At 48.1% G+C, this 18,378-nt stretch carries 18 protein-coding genes and 1 tRNA gene; 8 read left to right on the top strand and 11 right to left on the bottom strand.

Going from position 1 to position 18,378, the window contains the following annotated elements:
- Nucleotides 1-137: 137 nt before the first annotated feature.
- From secF to queA, 4 genes are all read right to left on the bottom strand, one after another.
- Nucleotides 138-1,292: a protein translocase subunit SecF gene (gene secF, locus AWU77_RS19300; RefSeq protein WP_062067474.1), complete on the bottom strand. Its 1,155-nt coding sequence runs from the start codon at nt 1,290-1,292 to the stop codon at nt 138-140.
- A 12-nt stretch (nt 1,293-1,304) separates the two neighbouring features.
- Nucleotides 1,305-3,218, bottom strand: coding sequence for a protein translocase subunit SecD (gene secD, locus AWU77_RS19305; protein WP_062067477.1), 1,914 nt, complete (start codon nt 3,216-3,218; stop codon nt 1,305-1,307).
- A gap of 109 nt (nt 3,219-3,327) precedes the next feature.
- On the bottom strand, nt 3,328-4,467 hold the full coding sequence (tgt, locus tag AWU77_RS19310) for a tRNA guanosine(34) transglycosylase Tgt (RefSeq protein ID WP_202966679.1): 1,140 nt from the start codon (nt 4,465-4,467) through the stop codon (nt 3,328-3,330).
- A 31-nt stretch (nt 4,468-4,498) separates the two neighbouring features.
- Nucleotides 4,499-5,593 carry a tRNA preQ1(34) S-adenosylmethionine ribosyltransferase-isomerase QueA gene (gene queA / locus AWU77_RS19315; protein WP_062067855.1) on the bottom strand — a complete coding sequence of 365 codons (1,095 nt, stop codon included), beginning with the start codon at nt 5,591-5,593 and terminating at the stop codon, nt 4,499-4,501.
- A 223-nt stretch (nt 5,594-5,816) separates the two neighbouring features.
- Between queA and AWU77_RS19320 the strand changes: the two genes are divergently transcribed.
- The 3 genes from AWU77_RS19320 to AWU77_RS19330 all read left to right on the top strand — a co-directional run bounded on the left by AWU77_RS19320 (nt 5,817) and on the right by AWU77_RS19330 (nt 7,495).
- Nucleotides 5,817-5,902 (top strand) — tRNA-Leu (locus tag AWU77_RS19320).
- Nucleotides 5,903-6,081: 179 nt separating this feature from the next.
- Nucleotides 6,082-6,978 carry an adenylate/guanylate cyclase domain-containing protein gene (locus tag AWU77_RS19325; RefSeq protein ID WP_062067858.1) on the top strand — a complete coding sequence of 299 codons (897 nt, stop codon included), beginning with the start codon at nt 6,082-6,084 and terminating at the stop codon, nt 6,976-6,978.
- Between the two features lie 40 nt (nt 6,979-7,018).
- A complete protein-coding gene (locus AWU77_RS19330; RefSeq protein WP_062067861.1) occupies nt 7,019-7,495 on the top strand; it encodes an RDD family protein in 477 nt (158 codons plus the stop codon).
- Nucleotides 7,496-7,498: 3 nt separating this feature from the next.
- Here the strand turns inward: AWU77_RS19330 and AWU77_RS19335 are convergent, their stop codons facing one another.
- The 4 genes from AWU77_RS19335 to lptF all read right to left on the bottom strand — a co-directional run bounded on the left by AWU77_RS19335 (nt 7,499) and on the right by lptF (nt 10,751).
- On the bottom strand, nt 7,499-7,864 hold the full coding sequence (locus tag AWU77_RS19335) for an acyltransferase (protein ID WP_152625412.1): 366 nt from the start codon (nt 7,862-7,864) through the stop codon (nt 7,499-7,501).
- Nucleotides 7,865-8,009: 145 nt separating this feature from the next.
- The gene (locus tag AWU77_RS19340; protein ID WP_062067487.1) at nt 8,010-8,594 is read right to left on the bottom strand and encodes an acyltransferase family protein; all 585 of its coding nucleotides are present in this window, start codon (nt 8,592-8,594) and stop codon (nt 8,010-8,012) included.
- 5 nt (nt 8,595-8,599) lie between these two features.
- A complete protein-coding gene (lptG, locus tag AWU77_RS19345) occupies nt 8,600-9,658 on the bottom strand; it encodes an LPS export ABC transporter permease LptG (RefSeq protein ID WP_062067490.1) in 1,059 nt (352 codons plus the stop codon).
- The gene (gene lptF / locus AWU77_RS19350) at nt 9,651-10,751 is read right to left on the bottom strand and encodes an LPS export ABC transporter permease LptF (RefSeq protein WP_062067493.1); all 1,101 of its coding nucleotides are present in this window, start codon (nt 10,749-10,751) and stop codon (nt 9,651-9,653) included. Before lptF ends, lptG begins: the two co-directional genes overlap by 8 nt.
- A gap of 246 nt (nt 10,752-10,997) precedes the next feature.
- Here lptF and AWU77_RS19355 point away from each other — a divergent pair, with 246 nt between their 5' ends.
- From AWU77_RS19355 to AWU77_RS19365, 3 genes are read left to right on the top strand one after another with little or no spacing between them, the layout of a single operon-like run.
- Entirely contained in the window at nt 10,998-12,548 is a 1,551-nt protein-coding gene (locus AWU77_RS19355; RefSeq protein ID WP_193747562.1) for a leucyl aminopeptidase, read from the top strand.
- Nucleotides 12,549-12,550: 2 nt separating this feature from the next.
- Nucleotides 12,551-12,970, top strand: a complete 420-nt coding sequence (locus tag AWU77_RS19360) for a DNA polymerase III subunit chi (protein ID WP_062067496.1) — start codon at nt 12,551-12,553, stop codon at nt 12,968-12,970.
- Between the two features lie 38 nt (nt 12,971-13,008).
- Nucleotides 13,009-13,656: a hypothetical protein gene (locus AWU77_RS19365; RefSeq protein ID WP_062067499.1), complete on the top strand. Its 648-nt coding sequence runs from the start codon at nt 13,009-13,011 to the stop codon at nt 13,654-13,656.
- A gap of 34 nt (nt 13,657-13,690) precedes the next feature.
- Here the strand turns inward: AWU77_RS19365 and AWU77_RS19370 are convergent, their stop codons facing one another.
- Nucleotides 13,691-14,911: a sugar efflux transporter gene (locus AWU77_RS19370; RefSeq protein WP_238582530.1), complete on the bottom strand. Its 1,221-nt coding sequence runs from the start codon at nt 14,909-14,911 to the stop codon at nt 13,691-13,693.
- Nucleotides 14,912-15,092: 181 nt separating this feature from the next.
- Here AWU77_RS19370 and AWU77_RS19375 point away from each other — a divergent pair, with 181 nt between their 5' ends.
- Both AWU77_RS19375 and ylqF read left to right on the top strand, forming a co-directional pair.
- Entirely contained in the window at nt 15,093-15,410 is a 318-nt protein-coding gene (locus tag AWU77_RS19375) for a hypothetical protein (protein WP_062067504.1), read from the top strand.
- 19 nt (nt 15,411-15,429) lie between these two features.
- On the top strand, nt 15,430-16,368 hold the full coding sequence (gene ylqF / locus AWU77_RS19380) for a ribosome biogenesis GTPase YlqF (protein ID WP_062067505.1): 939 nt from the start codon (nt 15,430-15,432) through the stop codon (nt 16,366-16,368).
- A 39-nt stretch (nt 16,369-16,407) separates the two neighbouring features.
- On the opposite strand, the gene AWU77_RS19385 is transcribed toward ylqF, so the two are convergent.
- Nucleotides 16,408-17,346, bottom strand: coding sequence for a YidC/Oxa1 family insertase periplasmic-domain containing protein (locus tag AWU77_RS19385; RefSeq protein WP_062067509.1), 939 nt, complete (start codon nt 17,344-17,346; stop codon nt 16,408-16,410).
- Nucleotides 17,347-17,483: 137 nt separating this feature from the next.
- On the bottom strand, nt 17,484-18,377 hold the full coding sequence (gene trxA / locus AWU77_RS19390; RefSeq protein WP_152625413.1) for a thioredoxin: 894 nt from the start codon (nt 18,375-18,377) through the stop codon (nt 17,484-17,486).
- Nucleotide 18,378 lies beyond the last annotated feature (1 nt).

The following is an 18,378-nucleotide window of genomic DNA, read 5'->3' on the forward strand; positions in this document are numbered from 1 at the left end:
ATTTTAATGGGTGAGTTAAGGGAAATTGGCAGGACGATACCCGAGATATTCCGATTGTACAATCGCAGTACAAAATCACTAACCATAAAGAACAACAGCGCCGAAGGGCGCTGTTGTAGATGGCAGAAGTGAAAAAATCAGGGCGTTTCGTCGAACTCTGCACCTTCTTTTTCTTTTGGCATTAGGTCCTCTTTACCTATCCCTAATGCGGCAGTGATATTGGCCGCAATATAAATCGACGAGTAAGTACCAACCACAATACCGATAATCAATGCAGTCGAGAAGCCACGCAATAATTCTCCACCGAACACAAATAAGCAAACCAACACAATAAATACCGTCATGGATGTCATGACTGAACGCCCTAAGGTTTGCGTCAGAGAAATATTGATTACATCCAATGCATCCATCTTACGCAACACCCGGAAGTTCTCGCGAATACGATCATAAATAACAATCGTATCGTTGATGGAGTAACCAATCAAAGCCAGCAATGCAGCCAATACGGTTAAATCAAAATCCCACTGGAAAAAAGAAAAAACACCCAAGGTAATGATGACGTCATGACACAAGGCAACAATCGCACCGACCGAAAACTTCCACTGAAACTGCACTGCAACATAAAGAAATACCAAGATGAAGGCGGTCAACAAGCCTAAACCACCTTGATCGCGCAACTCATCACCAATTTGCGGCCCCACAAACTCAGAGCTGCGCAGCTGGATTTTTGCACCGGTTGCAGCCTCCATATCGGCAAGCAGCGCTTTTACATACACAGAATCCAACGAGTTTTCTAATGCTACCAAGGTTTTATCATCGCGCTTGGCGTACTGCACGCGCCCGAAATCCGCCTCACTAATTACCGCTGCTTGCTGCAATGCTTCTGCACTTAAACCCGCAATGACCAACGCATCCGAGAAACCTTCATACTCTCTGCCGGGACGCTCCACTGCTTCCAATACACCGCCAGCAGCGGTAATTTTTTCAGCAATTAATTCACGTCCTTTTACCTTCATTTCATCCTGGGTGCGAATCATAACCTGTTGATCCGAACCAAACAGAACAGCAACTGGACTTTCTAATTGCTTTTCTTCTAACAGCGAACGGACCTTGCTTAATTCCGCGGGGCGATCAAAAAGCAGCTCCAATTGTGTACCGCCGGTAAAATCCAGGCCACCCTTCAAACCAAAAATAGCGATCGACAAAATAGATGCAATCACCATTGCAATCGAGATAGCGGAAGTTAACTTCCGCACACCCATAAAATTAATTACTTTGAGCTCTTGGGACATGGTATTGATCTCTTAGTGCAGACGATTGAAAGGTGGGAGTGCATTAATCGCAATTGATTGCAAATTTTTGCGCCCGCCATAAACCAAATTTGCCAATGCGCGACTACCAACAATAGCGGTAAACATGGAGGTCAAAATACCAATCGTCAGGGTGATAGCAAACCCTTTTACTGGGCCGGTACCAATTGCAAACAAAATCACTGCAACAATCAGGGTCGTCAAGTTGGAATCAAGAATGGTGACAAAAGCGCGCTCGTAACCCGCATAAATCGCCTGCTGAGGAGACGCGCCATTTTTTAACTCTTCACGAATACGCGAGAAAATCAACACGTTTGCATCTACCGCCATACCAATGGTCAAAACGATACCCGCAATACCAGGCAGAGTGAGTGTTGCGCCAAACATAGAAAGAATGGTCAACAACAACAACAGGTTCAACGCCAAGGCCACGTTGGCAAAAACACCAAACATGCCGTAGAAAACCACCATAAAAACTAGCACCACAGCCATACCCCACAGGGTCGCCGTCAAACCTTTTTCAATATTTTCTGCACCCAATGATGGGCCAATAGTGCGCTCTTCCACAAAATGCATTGGCGCCGCCAATGCACCTGCACGTAATAGCAACGCCAATTCAGATGCTTCTGCAGGATTGTCTAAACCAGTAATGCGGAACTGCACGCCCAGAGCACTCTGAATAGTCGCGAGACTAATCACTTTACGCTCAACGTACTGAGTCATTTTTTCTACTTCTTCACCCGCTGCGTTTTTGCTAATCGTGGTGCGGGTTTTGTATTCGATAAACAAAATGCCCATACCGCGCCCAACATTGTCACGAGTAACCCGGTGCATTTGTGCACCGCCGAGACTATCGAGCGTAATATTTACTTGTGGCTGATTGGTTTCTGGATCAAAACTGCTGGTAGCGTTAGAAACGCGATCACCAGTAGCAATAATTGAGCGCTCAAGCACCGCATTGCCGCGTTGCATTTGGGTCAATTCATCTTTGTAGGGGAACTCTTCGCGGTTCGAAACCAGCGTTTTGTCATTCGCGCCCAAACGGAACTCAAGATTGGCAGTTTTACCAATCACACGCTTGGCTTCTGCAGGGTCTTGAATACCGGCAAGCTGCACGATAATACGGTTACGACCCTGACGCTGCACCATTGGCTCAGACACGCCCAATTCATTTACGCGATTACGCAGCGTGATCAAGTTTTGGCCTACGGCGTAATCCTCGATTTCACGCACCGCCGCTTCGCTGAAACTCGCTATAAAAGTGGCATCAGACTCAGGGCCTTCAACATCGGGAGTGGTGAATAACAATTGTGGATAATCGCTACGCAATTCGCTTAAAGCGGCATCGCGAATTTCTGCACTGCGAAAACGCGCAACAATTTGATTGTCTTTGTTGGCATCAATCGATGCATAGCGCACCTTGGCATCGCGCAATTTGGATTTCATTTCATCAGAATTTACTTCCTGACGCTTCGCCACTGCAGAGACAGTATCTACCTCCATCAAAAAGTGCACGCCACCAGCCAAATCCAAACCTAATTTCATCGGCGCTGCACCGAGGGCTTGCAACCAAGCCGGTGTAGTTGAGGCATTATTCAATGCGACCACAAAACCATCACCCAAAGAACGCTGAATAGCGGTACGCGCCAGCATTTGTTGATCGCGGGTTTTTAACCGCACCATTGCAGTATTTGGGTTCACTTCAGCACCGAAGTAATCAATGCCAGCCTCTTTGAGCGAGGCCTCTATTTTGGATAGAGTTGCCGCATCCAGTACCTTGGCACTGGAGTCGCCAGAGACCTGTACTGCAGGATCGGGAACATAAATATTAGGAATGGAGTAAACGAAACCTACGATGGTCACAAAGATCAACAGTAGATATTTCCAGAGCGGGTAGCGATTTAACATAGGGGTTTCCCAACTTAATTTTACTTGCTCGCAGTCATCGATGTGACTGAGGTATGGTCAAGGGCGCCGGATTATACCCTTTAATTCACGCACAACAACGATGCCGCACTCATACTGGGGGCGCAGGCGGGACTTCCAAGCCTTGACGGCCATAGAAATCCGTTAAAAACGCGTCAAATGTATTATCAGTCAGAGCCTGACGCATATCGGCCATGATGCGCTGGTAGTAACGCAAGTTATGGATGGTATTGAGTTGCGCACCGAGCATTTCATTGCATTTATCCAAGTGATGCAGATAAGCGCGGGAGAAATTTTTGCAGGTGTAGCAATCGCACTGCGCATCCAGCGGTCCGGTATCATCGCGATATTTTGCATTGCGCAGCTTGATCACACCTTCGCTGGTGAACAAATGACCGTTGCGTGCATTGCGTGTCGGCATGACGCAATCGAACATATCCACACCGCGACGCACACCTTCTACTAAATCGGCGGGTTTGCCCACACCCATCAAATAGCGCGGTTTGTGCTTGGGCATTTGTGGTGTGAGGTGCTCAAGCACGCGCAGCATATCTTCTTTGGGTTCACCGACTGACAAACCGCCAATCGCATAACCATCAAAACCAATTTCAACCAATCCGGTTAGCGATTCAGTGCGCAGGTTCTCGTACATGCCGCCCTGCACAATACCAAACAGCGCTGAAGGGTTATCACCATGCGCGACTTTAGAGCGCTTGGCCCAGCGCAGCGATAGCTCCATCGAATCGCGCGCCTCGTGAATCGTGGCAGGATACGGCGTGCATTCGTCAAAAATCATCACAATATCGGAGCCCAAATCGCGCTGCACTTGCATCGACTCTTCCGGCCCCATAAACACTTTGCTGCCGTTGATTGGCGATCTAAAGGTCACACCGTCTTCGGTGATTTTGCGCAACTTGCCCAAACTAAATACTTGGAAACCGCCGGAATCAGTGAGGATCGGCCCTTTCCACTGCATAAAATCATGGAGGTCGCCATGAGCCTTTATCACTTCAGTGCCGGGGCGCAACATTAAATGAAAAGTGTTGCCCAGAATGATATGCGCACCTATATCTTCTATATCGCGCGGGGTCATGCCCTTCACTGTGCCGTAGGTGCCAACCGGCATAAAGGCCGGAGTTTCGACTGTGCCGCGCGGAAACTTCAACCGGCCACGACGCGCCCTGCCCGTCTGGCTATCTAATTCAAATTCCATAAAACATTCGTTAGTCACGATCTTCTCTCTCGGCTCAGATAAATAGTATTTAAACAGAAGCGCCCACTGGTTGTTTCACTGGTTGTTGTGCAGCAGCGGGATTACGGGTGATAAACATGGCATCACCATAACTGAAAAAACGGTATTGCTGGGCGACAGCTTCTTTGTAAGCCGCCATGGTAAAACCATATCCAGCGAAGGCCGACACCAACATAATCAAGGTCGATTCGGGCAAATGGAAATTGGTCACCAGCGCATCGACTACCTGAAATTCATAACCGGGATAAATGAAGATACTGGTCTCACCCTGATAAGGATGAATCGCGCCTTTTTGCGCGGCATCGGCATAACCCTGCGCGGCCGATTCCAAACTGCGAACACTGGTTGTTCCTACGGCGATCACACGCTTACCTGCCGCTTTAGTGGCGCGCACCAACTCACAAACCTCGGGCGATACATCCATAATCTCTGAATGCATCTGGTGCTCGGCGATATTATCGACGCGCATATTCTGAAAAGTACCCGCGCCCACATGTAGAGTGACAAACGCAATATTCACGCCTTTTGCACGCAGTTGCTCCAACATTAACTCATCAAAATGCAAACCCGCGGTAGGCGCCGCAACCGCACCCTGCTCTTTGCTGTACACGGTTTGATAGCGCTCGCGGTCGGCGGCAACATCGTCCCTGTCTATATAAGGAGGTAATGGCATATGGCCGATACGCTCCAGCACAACCAGCGCCGGATCATCACCCAAAAATTCCCACTCAAACAAAGCATCGTGGCGCGCAACCAATTGCACGCGCGTGCCGTCCTGCAAAATAACCTGCGAATCCACTTTGGGTGCTTTGCTGGCACGGGTATGAGCAAGCACGCGGCGATTATCCAGTACACGCTCCACCAGAATCTCTACCTGCCCACCCGAGGTTTTCTGGCCAAACAGACGCGCGGGAATCACGCGGGTATTGTTAAATACCATCAAATCGCCTGGCTCGACTAAATCGAGCAAATCGGGAAATTGCTTATGACTGAGCTGTCCACTCAGACCATCCAACTGCAATAAACGGCTACCGCGCCGCTGCGCAGCAGGCGCACGAGCGATAAGTGAATCTGGCAATTCGTAAGAAAAATCCTGGCGGCGCATACAATCAGACAACTTCAAAAAGGTTGGCGTTAAAAAGGCCGGCAGGGTAACCCAATTTAGGGCTGTTGCAAAATCAGACAAACGGATTAATCCCGCGAATAAACTGCTTTTTGATCAACTTGCCTAGTAATTGAATCAAGTGGATAAGTAATTGCAGAGATTATGAAGTTTTTGTAATTAGTGTTTGACAGCGGACGGCAAATCATTAAAATGCGCACCACTCGCCAGTGTGGCGGAATTGGTAGACGCACCGGATTCAAAATCCGGCGCCCTTAAAGCGTGTCGGTTCGAGTCCGACCACTGGCACCAAATCCGAAAGGGGCTTACAGCAATGTAAGCCCCTTTTTTATTGTCGTACATTTGTAATGCAGGTTTTCCTCGAGCTCATTGCAACAATTATCGCCGTTCCTGATCACTCGTTTTTGCGCCTACACACCAAAGCGCATATCATACGCACCCACCCCCTCAAACGTTTTGTCACGGATCGCATGAATCAACACAGCCAAACTCAAGCCATTATGTTTGCCGATGTTTCCGGTAGTTCGGCGCTGTATAAGCGGGTGGGCAATGAAGAAGCTAAAGCGACTATTGATGATGCAGTGCAGTTTATGACGGCGCTGACCATAGTGCATGAAGGGACACTGGTGAAAACCATTGGCGACGAAATCATGGCGCGCTTTGATTTGGTTCACCAGGCTTGCGAAGCCGCCATCGCGATTCAACAACGCAGTATTAAAGAGCCGCGCTTAAAGGATTTAGGGATTCGTATTGGCATCGCTTATGGCGATGTTCTTATCACACCCACTGATGTATTTGGCGATAGGGTTAACGATGCCGCTTGTGTAGCGCATATCGCCCGCGCCAATCAAATTGTGATAACCCAATCGGTGATTGATGCAATGGACGACGCTCTGCGCCGCGACTGCCAAATGTTTGATCGTATCAACATCAAAGGCGAAACAGAGAAAACATTGATTTATCGTTTGGAATGGGAACACTCGGGCAAAGATAATCGTGCAACGATGGTGATGCCGATTCACGATGTCACCCGTTTTGTCGATAAATTCCAACTGGAGTTGGTGGTCAATGAGCGCACTATTTCACTGCTGCCAGAACAAACTCCTTTTCACATCGGACGTGATCCGCACAAATCCCAATTATTGATTGAAAATGATCTGGCGTCGCGCGAACACTGCCATATTGATTTCCGACGCGGCAAATATGTATTGGTCGATCACTCCACCAACGGCACCTATGTGTATGTAGATGAGCAGGCGCCGATTTACTTGCGCCGCGAAGAGTTTCCGCTACAAGGCCAAGGATTTATCGGTCTCGGTCAAACAGCCACGTCCACCACACCTTGGGCACTGCATTTTAAAGTGTAATCGCCCACCCTGAATAACCCCCACTATGAACGCCCCCACCATGAATAACCCAAACACAGTTGAATTTGCCTCCCCTAGTCTGCTGCGCCGTTTCGCCGCTATGGTTTACGACACTTTATTAATTATGGCGATTAGCATTTTGTATGGCGCGGTTATGACCGGCATTAATGTAGCGGTTAAAGGTGTACCGGAAACGGGGGAACGTGTTACTTGGGGAATATTCGGCGTAGTGGTTTTTATCGGATGGATTTTTACTATAGGTTTGTTTTTTTGTTATTTCTGGCACAAATCTGGTCAAACACTGGGCATGAAAACCTGGCGTATGAAAATCGTAAATGGCGACAACCTGAACTGCCCTAGCTATGCACAATGTATTATTCGCTTTCTCTGCGCACCGCTATCACTTTGTTTTTTTGGTGCTGGTTATTGGCTGATGTACACCAACGCCGAACGTCAAACGCTGCACGATAAAATCAGTAAAACACGCACAGTATTGCTCAGTAAGGAAACCAAATAATCATTAGCGAATACGAACTTTTGCTGAGGGCTTTTCTATATACGTCCAAGTCAGATGTGCTATGGCAACACCCATTCCCAACGCAACCCAAGCCGCACCAGTTAAGTCTGGCACAAAAGTGACCAGCAATTTTATCGCCGTAATATGAAACAGATAAAGACTAAAACTGATAAAACCAAAATAGCGCAATATCGGCCACGAAAAAACCTTTGCCATTCCGCCCTTACCACTAACACAAGCCCACAACACCATTGACCACAAAAAACCATAGAGCAAGAATTGGCGATGAAAATGCATAATTGATATTTGTTTTTGCAACGCTAACGAGACCAAAGCGGGCGTCATACACACAATAATCAACAAGGACAACCACCCGCTCCATTCAATCAATCTGCGTGCAGCACGGGAATTTTGCAAAGTAGATTGTTTCCACCAGTAATAAATAACCGCCAAGGCGGCACCCATTAAAAACAGACAAAGATAAGGGCCAAGATATGGAGAATTCAGCGGCACACTATCTTGTGTGCCAAAATACTTGTGTCCCGGCAATCAATACAGCGGAGATTATTAGCGCCAACCACAACCGGGCGCGAGCAATAAATACATAAAGTGCGGCCACTAACGGCAACACAAAATAATAACGAAACTCGACTGGAATACTCCAAGTTACCGAGTAGCCTTTTTGCAACAACAAATGAGCAAAAAAATCAGACCAATTCAGTGCAAATGGAATACCGCCAAGCGGAGTATAAATATCGAAATACGCCACCAACCAAGTACCCAGCACACAGCTCAGCAAATAAAAAACAAACAGCGGATAAATGCGGAAAAATCGCCGTACACCATAATTAACCATTGGGCGAATGGCGAACGCAGACTTACCTTTTTCCAAAAATGGCAGGGTCAATAGAAATGAACTGAGTAAAAAAAACAAATAGACCCCCCCCTTCCCAATCCCGGAGAAATCGAAACCAGGCAAGAGATCCATATTGTTTTTGCTGGCGTGACTGACAAACACCATCAGCACCGCCAGCCCGCGTAAACCATCTAGCGCGTCAATCTGAAAACGGCTATCGGATAACTCACGCCCTTGTAGCATAGTGGTTAGCGCGCCCTATTCAGCAAGTAAATCCCCAATGCGATGCACAACAGGATAGGAATCATCACTGCAATTAACGGCGGGAATCCAAACACTAAACTGGATGGCCCCAGCAGTTTTTGTAGCAATACAAACACGATACCAAAAATTACGCCGGTAAAAATCCGCTGCCCCATAGTTACACTACGCAGCGGGCCAAACACAAACGAAATGGCGATCAAAACCAAACTGGCAGTGGCAAGTGGCTGTAATATTTTTTGCCAAAACGCCAAGTTGTAATTATTGGCCGTGAGATTTTGCGCCTCAAGATAATTGATGTAGTAATGCAGGTTGCGCATTGAAATGTCTTCTGGCGCCAGCACTAAAATATTAAATAAATTAGGTGTTAACGGCGTTTCCCAGCGGCGCTCGGCAAGTGTTTCATTGCGCACACCATCGGCGCCCATAAACGTAATAGAGATCTCTTTTTCTTGCCAATAACCTTCTTGATAAACAGCCTCTTTAGTAAAACTCGCCGATTCCAACTGATGCTGATCATTAAATTTGTAGCGCGTTAAGCCATAGATAACCCCATTAGGCAATACTGCGCTCACATACATAAATTCATTACCTTCACGATTCCACACTTTCTGTGGCGCCTGTTGGGTTACGTTGTACTTTAGAAAATGGCGACGGTTATCTGCCATCTGCTCGGTATAAGGCGCAACAAACTCACCCAACAATAACGCGATAGCAATAAAAATCAGCGCTGGGCGCAACGCAATCCACGCAATACGTTTTACCGAGACACCTGCCGCACGCACAATCACCAATTCACTGGTGCTGGCTAATAAGCCCAAACCCGCGAGACAACCAATCAAACAGGCATAAGGGATTAGATCGTAAAGACGGCGCGGCACAGTAAGCGACATATAATAAAAGGCTTCTAGCGCAGTATAGGTTTCCGTCACTTTTTCCAACTGCGCAATCAAACCAAAAATAAAATCCAGTGCAACAAACACCAGAAGCGTCATCGCAATTGCAAAAAAAACCGTGCGGGATATATAAGCGGTAATTTTATGCATGTGCAGCCCCCACAGATTTATTACGCAACTGCAACAGCACCTGCCAATTCAGCATCAATAGAGCAGTGATCAAAAACGGGATATGCACGACCCATACACCTAGCCACACCGGCAGATCACCTTCAGCAACGGCGCCGCGCGCATTAATTAAAAAAGCGAGGTAAAAAATATAAATCAAAATAGCTGGCAGCATTTTCAGGTAGCGCCCTTGGCGCGGATTGGTTTTGCTCAGCGGCACCGCCAGCAAGGTTGCAATCAATACCATTAACGGCATGGAAATGCGCCATTGCAGCGCCGCTTTACTTTCCAAATCCGTCGCAGCAAACAATTGTACTGTGGTTTTAGCATCGGCTTCACTTTCAAATTCTGCTTCGCTGGTGGTGGGTGGCAAGTACCTGCCCCACTCTTTGAATTGAGTAATTTTGAACTCGCTGGTACCAGGCAAGCCTTCATAGAGATAGCCGTCGTGCAGCACTAAATAACGCTGACCATAGTCCGCTTTGTAGGCCTGTTCACCGGTTTCAGCAATCACAATAGTAGAATTGGTTTGGCCATCTTGCTGAGCTACAAACACTTGATTAAGGCGCTTATTATCGTCACTTATTTGCTCAACATAAGTCATGATGCGCCCCTGACTTATCGCCTGAAAACGCCCCGCCTGTAGGCTTTCAAACTCGCTGCGATTACGCTGCTCCGCGAGCACCTGCTCAGTGAGCTGCGCACCCAATGGGCTCAACCAAAAACTAAATGCCGCCACAATCAGCGCAACTACAGCGGCGGGGATTAAAGTAATACGCACCAATTGCCACTGACTCATGCCGGTCGCTGATAACACCACCATTTCACTTTCGATGTACATGCGCCCATAGGCGAGCAAGATCGCCAAGTAAAATCCTAGCGGTAAAATCAATTCCAATAAGTTGGGCATACGATAAGCGATGATAGTGAATAGCACATCAACGGCGAGCTTGCCTTGAGCTGCATCTTTCAGGTAATCACCGAATTTTCCAGAGAGAAAAATAGTGAGCAAGATCGCGCTCACCGCCAGACTGGTAATCAATAAATCCCGCGAGAGATAACGAAAAATAATCAAAGTGATAATCCTGTCATTCGACATTGGCTAGTGACGCGTACAAAACTTGTTCAACCCTTTATCCGATAAAGCCAACAAGTAATGGCGATGCAATCCGCAGACGAGGCTAGTGACTTGCGTTACGCGACAAGGTTCAGATTTTCACCGAATTTTGCCGCCATGCCCCGCTTAAATTGTGGCATTATCACGCACCGCGCCCGATTTGTCTTGAGCGAATTTTCCATTGCTTTTTACCAAGGACTTTCTATGACCGCCGCCAAAGCCCCTGCAAAATCTGCCAAACCTGCGAATCCTAAATCCAGCCTGATTCAATTTTCAGCCAAAGTAGTTGAACCGGTTAAACAAACAACCCAATGTCTGGTTGTTGGCAGCTACGAAGGAATCAAACTCGCCCCCGCCGCCAGTGCGGTAAATGTTGCCGATGCACACCAGCTGGACGCACTGCTCAAGCGCGAAGGCTTTCAAGGTAAGGCAGGACAAAGCCTGCTGCTATTAAATCCACAAGGAATAGCGGCAGAGAGATTGTTAGTGCTGGGTTTTGGTGCCACCAAAGATGGCCATGTGAACGCCGACAACTATCGCCGCGCGGTACAAAAAATCGCTGACGCATTGCGCGCGACCACTTGCACTGAAATCACCATCGCACTGGCTGACATCAGCGTTGCTGAGCAGGACGCCCAATGGCAGGCGCGCCAAGTAGCGGAAAGCCTTAGCCTACTTGATTACCGCGCCGACAAACTCAAAAGTAAACCCGCTGAAATCAGTCTGCAACTGAAGAAAGTGATATTCGGTGCAGCCAAAACACAAGTTGCCGATGCAACTAAAGGCCTGCAGCTCGGCCAAGCCATCGCCAAAGGTGTCAATTTGGCGCGCGAACTGGGCGATTTACCCGGCAACATTTGTACCCCCACTTATCTCGCCAGCGAAGCAAAGCGCCTTGCCACCAAACAAGCCAAGCTGAGTGTTAATATCCTCGAAGAAAAACACATGAAAGAGCTGGGCATGGGCTCACTGCTGTCAGTTGCAGCGGGCAGTGATCAGCCAGCAAAACTCATCGTGCTGGAGTACAAAGGCGGCAACAAAAAGCAGGCGCCCATCGCGCTGGTCGGCAAGGGTATTACCTTTGATACCGGCGGCATCAGCCTGAAACCCGGCGCTGCGATGGACGAAATGAAATACGACATGTGTGGCGCGGCCAGTGTACTGGGCACCTTTCAGACCCTGATCGATCTGCAATTGCCGATCAATGTGGTTGGTATCATCGCCGCCTCAGAAAATATGCCCAATGGCAATGCCACCAAACCGGGTGACATAGTGACTTCTATGTCCGGCCAAACCATTGAAATCCTCAATACCGATGCCGAGGGCCGCTTGGTGCTGTGCGATGCTCTCACCTATACCGAGCGCTTTAAACCCGAAGCCGTGGTGGATATAGCCACCCTCACCGGCGCCTGCGTCATTGCGCTGGGCAATCACGCCACCGGTCTGTTTAGTAACAACGATGAGCTGGCGAAAACGCTGCTGAAAGCGGGCGAAGAAGCGGGTGATCGCGCATGGCAAATGCCGCTGTGGGATGACTACCAAAAACAACTCGACAGCAACTTCGCCGATATCGCCAATATCGGCGGGCGCGAAGCAGGCAGCGTCACCGCAGCTTGTTTCCTCTCGCGCTTTGCCAAGAAATTTGCCTGGGCGCACTTGGATATTGCTGGCACCGCTTGGCGCTCAGGTGGGGCCAAAGGCGCTACCGGTCGCCCGGTGACTATGCTGGTGCAATACCTGCTGAATCAGGTTTGATCGTGACTCAGGTTGATTTTTATATACTGCCAGAAACAACCAGCGACGCCCGCTGGTTGTTTGCTTGCCGTTTGATCGACAAAGTACAGCGCATGGGCATGCGGGTACTGGTAGCAATGGATAGCGAAGCCGACGCGCGCGCGTTTGATGAGTTGCTTTGGACCTTTAAGCCGGAAAGTTTTATCCCGCACCAATTGCTTAACGGTGGCAAGCCCGCGCCAGTAGAGATCACCTTCAGCCAAGAAGCTGGCGATCACCAGAGTTTATTGCTTAACTTGAGCAAGGCCACACCGCCCTACTTCAGCCGTTTTGAACGTTTGAGTGAAGTGGTCATTCAGGAACAAGAAAGCTTGCAAGCCAGCCGCGAACGCTTCAGCTTTTATAAGAGCCGCGGCTATCCCATTGAAACCCGGAAATTGTGATCCGCACACACAGACAATGCGATTGAAAGGTAAGCATTATGGCCAATACGAATAAAACCAAAGCCGAAATTTTGCAAGAACTGGAATCCATCAAAGGATTATTACTGGAAGAAGATAACATCCCTATCTTGCAAGAAATGGAAGGAGAAGATGAAATTCTCGATGAGGAATTTCATAGCGAGCCGCCCCTACTGGTCACCCGACATGAATCCGTTTTGCCCGGACAAGGCTCACTGTTTGAAGAACCTAAATCCACCCTCGCCAAAATTGCAGATCAACTCAACAACCATACGACTTCATTAACGGATTCGGCGAAACATCACCATTCAACTCAATCACAAGAACACAAAAGGGAAGGCTTTAACGCGCATTTAAGCGGCACTCACACGCCGCACAACGATCATCGCCCACTGGCCAAAGCCAGCGGCGAAAACCCATTTTTGCCGCAACACATTCGCGAACGCCTGCACGGCAACAACCCGCCACCGCTATTCGAATACGAAACCGCAAAAAAAATTGTCAGCTCCACCAAAAATATTGCCCATAAGGTCAATAAACCTCGTCAATATTTAGTTGAAGAGGTAATGCTGAGCATGATGCCGCAAATAGAGCGCGAATTGCGTCACCGCCTGTTTGCAATGAGCGTGGAAGATTTGGAAAAACTATTAAATGAAGATGAAGATTAAAGTGCAGCGATAGAGTAAACAGCACAGCGATAAATTAATCACTGCATGAACCGCTGCTCTGCGCTAATTCGCGCGAAGTTTTCACTTTACCAAACACCCAAATAGCGACAAACACCAGCAGGATATTAACTAAAAACACCTGATGGTAACCATAATAATCCGCCACCAAGCCCACCATTAAACTGCTCAACAAATTGCCGATGTGTGTGGTATTGGTGTAGAGCGCTGAAGCGCCACCCGAGCGCCCCGGCATCAGATCCTGAATAACTGACACGCCCAACCCCGCTAAAACACCGATAAAAATCGCATTAAAAATCTGTAGCACAAATAAGTGCCATAATTCATTCGCGAAATAAATGCCGATATAAAGCAACAATGCTGCAATGCCCGCACAGCGCACCAAACTAATCAAACGGAAACGGCTGGCATAGTGCCCAGCCAATAACATAAAGGGCACTTCCAACGCGGCGGTCGTGCCCATCACCCACCCCATCCAGTAGGCATCTAGGTGCAAATTATCCTTCAGGTGAATTGGCAAGCTAATAAGATAGGCATTGTTCACGCCCCACAATATCGAAAATGCAATTGCACATAACCAAAGCGATTGTTTAATCGACGGCGATAAAAGTGGCAGCGCTACACGCTCACCGGCAACATTCACCGGCTTATTTTTTTGCGGCAACCGCGGCAATAATTTAACACTCGCGATGGCAACCAGCACATACAACAGCGCAGCAATACCGTAACTCACATCAAAACCAAAATAAGTCGCCAACAAAAAACCGGCTGGCGGCCCCGCCACCCATGCAAAAGCAATTTGCGCGCGCATGATGGCATTGAACAACGGAATGCGCTCAGTTGGAATTTCCGCCTCGGCGTAATCCAGGCTGTAAGCCATAATTTGCGAAAAAGACACCATCGACAAACTGAGTAAAAACACGGCAGTAAAAGCCACCAGCCAATAATTGCGCGATAACGCAAATATTGCGCAGGCAAGCGTGCCGAGCAAACAGCACATAATCACCAGCGGGCGGCGATCGGCAAGCTTATCCGACCAGTGTCCCAACCAATGGTTGTAGCCGATACTCGCCAAGGCAATTCCCGCAAATGCCAAACCAACCAACAGCGGACGCACTCCAATTTCTTTGGCAAGAAACAAACTAAAGGTGGGCAACACCAGAGCACCCACTACTCCTGCCGTAAAAAACAACAGATATAAACCCAACGCAATCGGGCGGAATAAAGGAGAAGACACAGATTTTACCGAAGGGAGAAAAGAAGGCCGCATCATAGCTGAAACCGGTTACTGCCTAAATGGGGCGGCGGAAGATTAATCCTTCTTAACAACCCACCTGCTTGGATATACCCCGAGTTATTCAAGGTGATTGGCTTGCGCTTTCTGTATAATCGCCGCAATTGCACCCGAGGATCAGCCAATGCAATGCATCAGCATTCAAATCCAACCCCAATACAGCCGCGAATTTGATCGCGACGCGTTTTTGCAGCGCGTGCGCGGGATTCGCTCACCCGAAGTGGACGCGATTGAAGAAAAAGGCAAACTCTATTTAAGTTTCAATTTCTTCACCGAGTTTCCTGCCCCACTTTGGCAGGCGCTCAATGAATGTCTCTATCAAGACGCTACTTACGCCACTATCATCGCGCCGGTATCGGTTGTTATTTGCGAAAGCGAGTCCGATGACGAGTGTCTATTACTGCATCATTTCGATTCCAGTGAACCGCTGGATACGCTTTAAATTCTCCTTCGAGTAAATCATGTCAACTATTAATTGGTTCCCCGGCCATATGCACAAGGCCCGCAAAGAAATTGCGGAGGTCATGCCCCATGTGGATGTGGTAATTGAAGTGATTGACGCACGCATTCCTTTCTCCAGTGAAAATCCGCTGGTGCCAAGTTTGCGCGGCGATACACCACTCATTAAATTACTCAACAAAGCCGATTTGGCCGATCCGGCGATTACCGCACTGTGGGTGGAAAAAATGGAGCAGGAAGCCGGTGTAAAAGCCCTGCCGGTGAGCCAGCAGCGCCCGGAGCAAATTCGAAATTTATTGAATGTGTGCACCAGTTTAGTTAGCGAGCGTCAGCGCGATCTGCGCCCGGCACGCGCGATGATTATGGGCACTCCCAATGTGGGTAAATCCACTATTATCAACACCCTTGCCGGGCGCGTCATCGCAAAAACCGGCAACGAAGCCGGTGTGACTAAAGCACAGCAAAAAATCAAATTGGAAAACGGTATTTTATTAACCGACACCCCTGGATTTTTGTGGCCTAAATTATCACCGCCCTCCTGCGGCTATCGCCTTGCTATTACCGGTGCGATAAAAGATACGGTGTTTGACTACGCCGATATCGCCCTTTATGCCGCTGAGTATTTGTTAAACGCTTATCCAGATGCATTAAAAACACGCTATGGTTTGGCAGAATTGCCAGAATCAGATTTGGAAGTACTCGATGCCATCGGTATCAAACGCGGCTGCGCACGCAAAGGCGGCGGCGTGGATCTGCAAAAAGTGTCATCCATATTAATCACCGAAATACGCGCCGGTTTACTCGGGCCGATTAGCTGGGAAACACCGGAAATGACGCAAATTGAAGTGGCGACCGCCAAAGCAGAAGACGAGAAAAAACGAATCGAAAAAGAAGAAGCTGATCGTATTCGCCGTTTAAAAACCAAAAAAAATCGCCGCTAGAATGTGCGGCGATTTTTTTAAACTTTCAATCCAAGCTGTTTACAGCAAACTGCGCACATAGGCAGCAAGCGCTTGAGGTTCAGGATTTTTTGCTAAATCATTTGGCAGTTTTTTCACATGCCAAATCACTGTCCACTCCAGATATTCTCCTGGTGCCAGCGCCACTACAGCGCCCTGCTGCTTCATCTCAATGAAAATATGCTCTACGTGTGCAAATATTTCTATTTCCCGCTCACCCGTGGCTATAGCGGCGGGAGGGTTATCAGCAAACTCCTTGACTAGCAAATAGCCTTTATCGACATAGGCAACCCAGCCTTCTTTGCCATCTTGCATCACCTTGTGATGATCGGTGCGAATTTTTTTTGCGTCGTAGTGATACCAGGTTAGCTCATCAATATTTTGCACATCCAGCGGATAAAAAATACCACTAATGGGATCAGTGTCACCGCGCGGATAAAACAAATCACCCGACGGCGGCAAACGCGTCACTTCTAATGGCGCAACATTTTTTTCATGATCGCTGTGATTGGTGATGCGGTAAGTTACGGCGATACGATCATTGCCAGTAGGTAGATAGGTTTTGGTAAATTGATAGCCAGTTTTTTTATCCACTTCACTGGTTAACACTACACGCTCATCATCTGTTGTTAGCGAGTAAGGTTTACTATCAAGGGTATCTATCGGAGGCCAATTCCACTCAGCTTGAGGGCTAGACCAAAATACGGTGCCCCAATCGGTGATACTAGTTTGATCCGCGTCGGTCACCAGCAGCTCATGGCCATCGTATCGTAACGACGAAACGCGCCCAGCCACTTTAGGCATGATTTCCATACGGAGTTTGCCCTGCTTAATATAAAGCCGCGAACCGTCTTTTTTGCAAAACTCGGGCAAGGGAGTCGCGTCCTGACTGTTTTTGCCACACCCGAACAAAGCCAAACAGATGGCCAGGAATGCGATCAGGGAATAGCGCTTACTCATTGTCTATCATAATCCTCTAGCAGCATGGTGGCTGCCATTAGGGGGGTAGGCTCTGTTGGAGCCCACATTACGGTTTTTTTACAGATGTTCAGTGTACCCACTTTTGCTGGCAGCGACCATTTGCCATGAGGTAAAGGCTAGTAAAGCAAGGTAAATAACTTGCGCTGAAACTCTATCGCCAAGGGGTCCGCCTTCCCCAACACTGCAATAATTGCAGTAAAAGTTTTGCGCGCCTCGCCTTCGGCAAAATTGCGCTCAACGCGAATAATATCCAATAAGTGCTCTAACGCAGGGCGATACAGAGATTCTTGCTGATATTGCAAAGCCAATTGATAGCGCAGAGTTAAATCTTGCGGAGCTTCGGCATAAGCATTTTCCAAAGCAGCTAATTCCGGTGTTTTGGCAGCCTGCTTTTTCAGTGCTATTTGTGCAGTTAACTGTTCGTAATATGCATCCTGATCGGTCATTTTAATCGTGGATAAAATCGCTTCTGCATTATCGATTCGATTAAGCGCCACATGACACTGCGCCATTAACAGCGCAATACTCGCCAATTGTTGCGATGCTTCATGTGCCTCGCGCAGCAAAGGCAATGCGTCGGCAAAATTCTCTGCCGCCATTAGCGCTTGCGCTTGATCTAGCGGCGCCTCCCACGCTTTGGGCAAATACTTGGCCAGCAATTCACGCACTTGCATTTCAGGTAAAGCGCCAGTAAAACCATCGATTGGCTGACCATCTTGCATCACCATAACCGTGGGCAAACTGCGCACACCAAATTGTGATGCAATCATTTGCTGATCATCTGCATTGACCTTGGCCAATAAAAAAGCGCCTGCGTATTCATTGGCCAGTTTTTCCAACACTGGCATTAAATTTTTACAGGGGCCACACCAATCGGCCCAAAAATCGACGACGACAGGGCGATTAAAGGATTCATCAATTAAAAATTGTTGGGCGTTATCGAGGGTAATATCCACAATTGCCAGCAAAGGCACATTCATATTTGATAAGGACATGTTAGGTATGGTCATT

Source organism: Cellvibrio sp. OA-2007, assembly GCF_000953825.1.
Taxonomy (GTDB): Bacteria; Pseudomonadota; Gammaproteobacteria; order Pseudomonadales; family Cellvibrionaceae; genus Cellvibrio.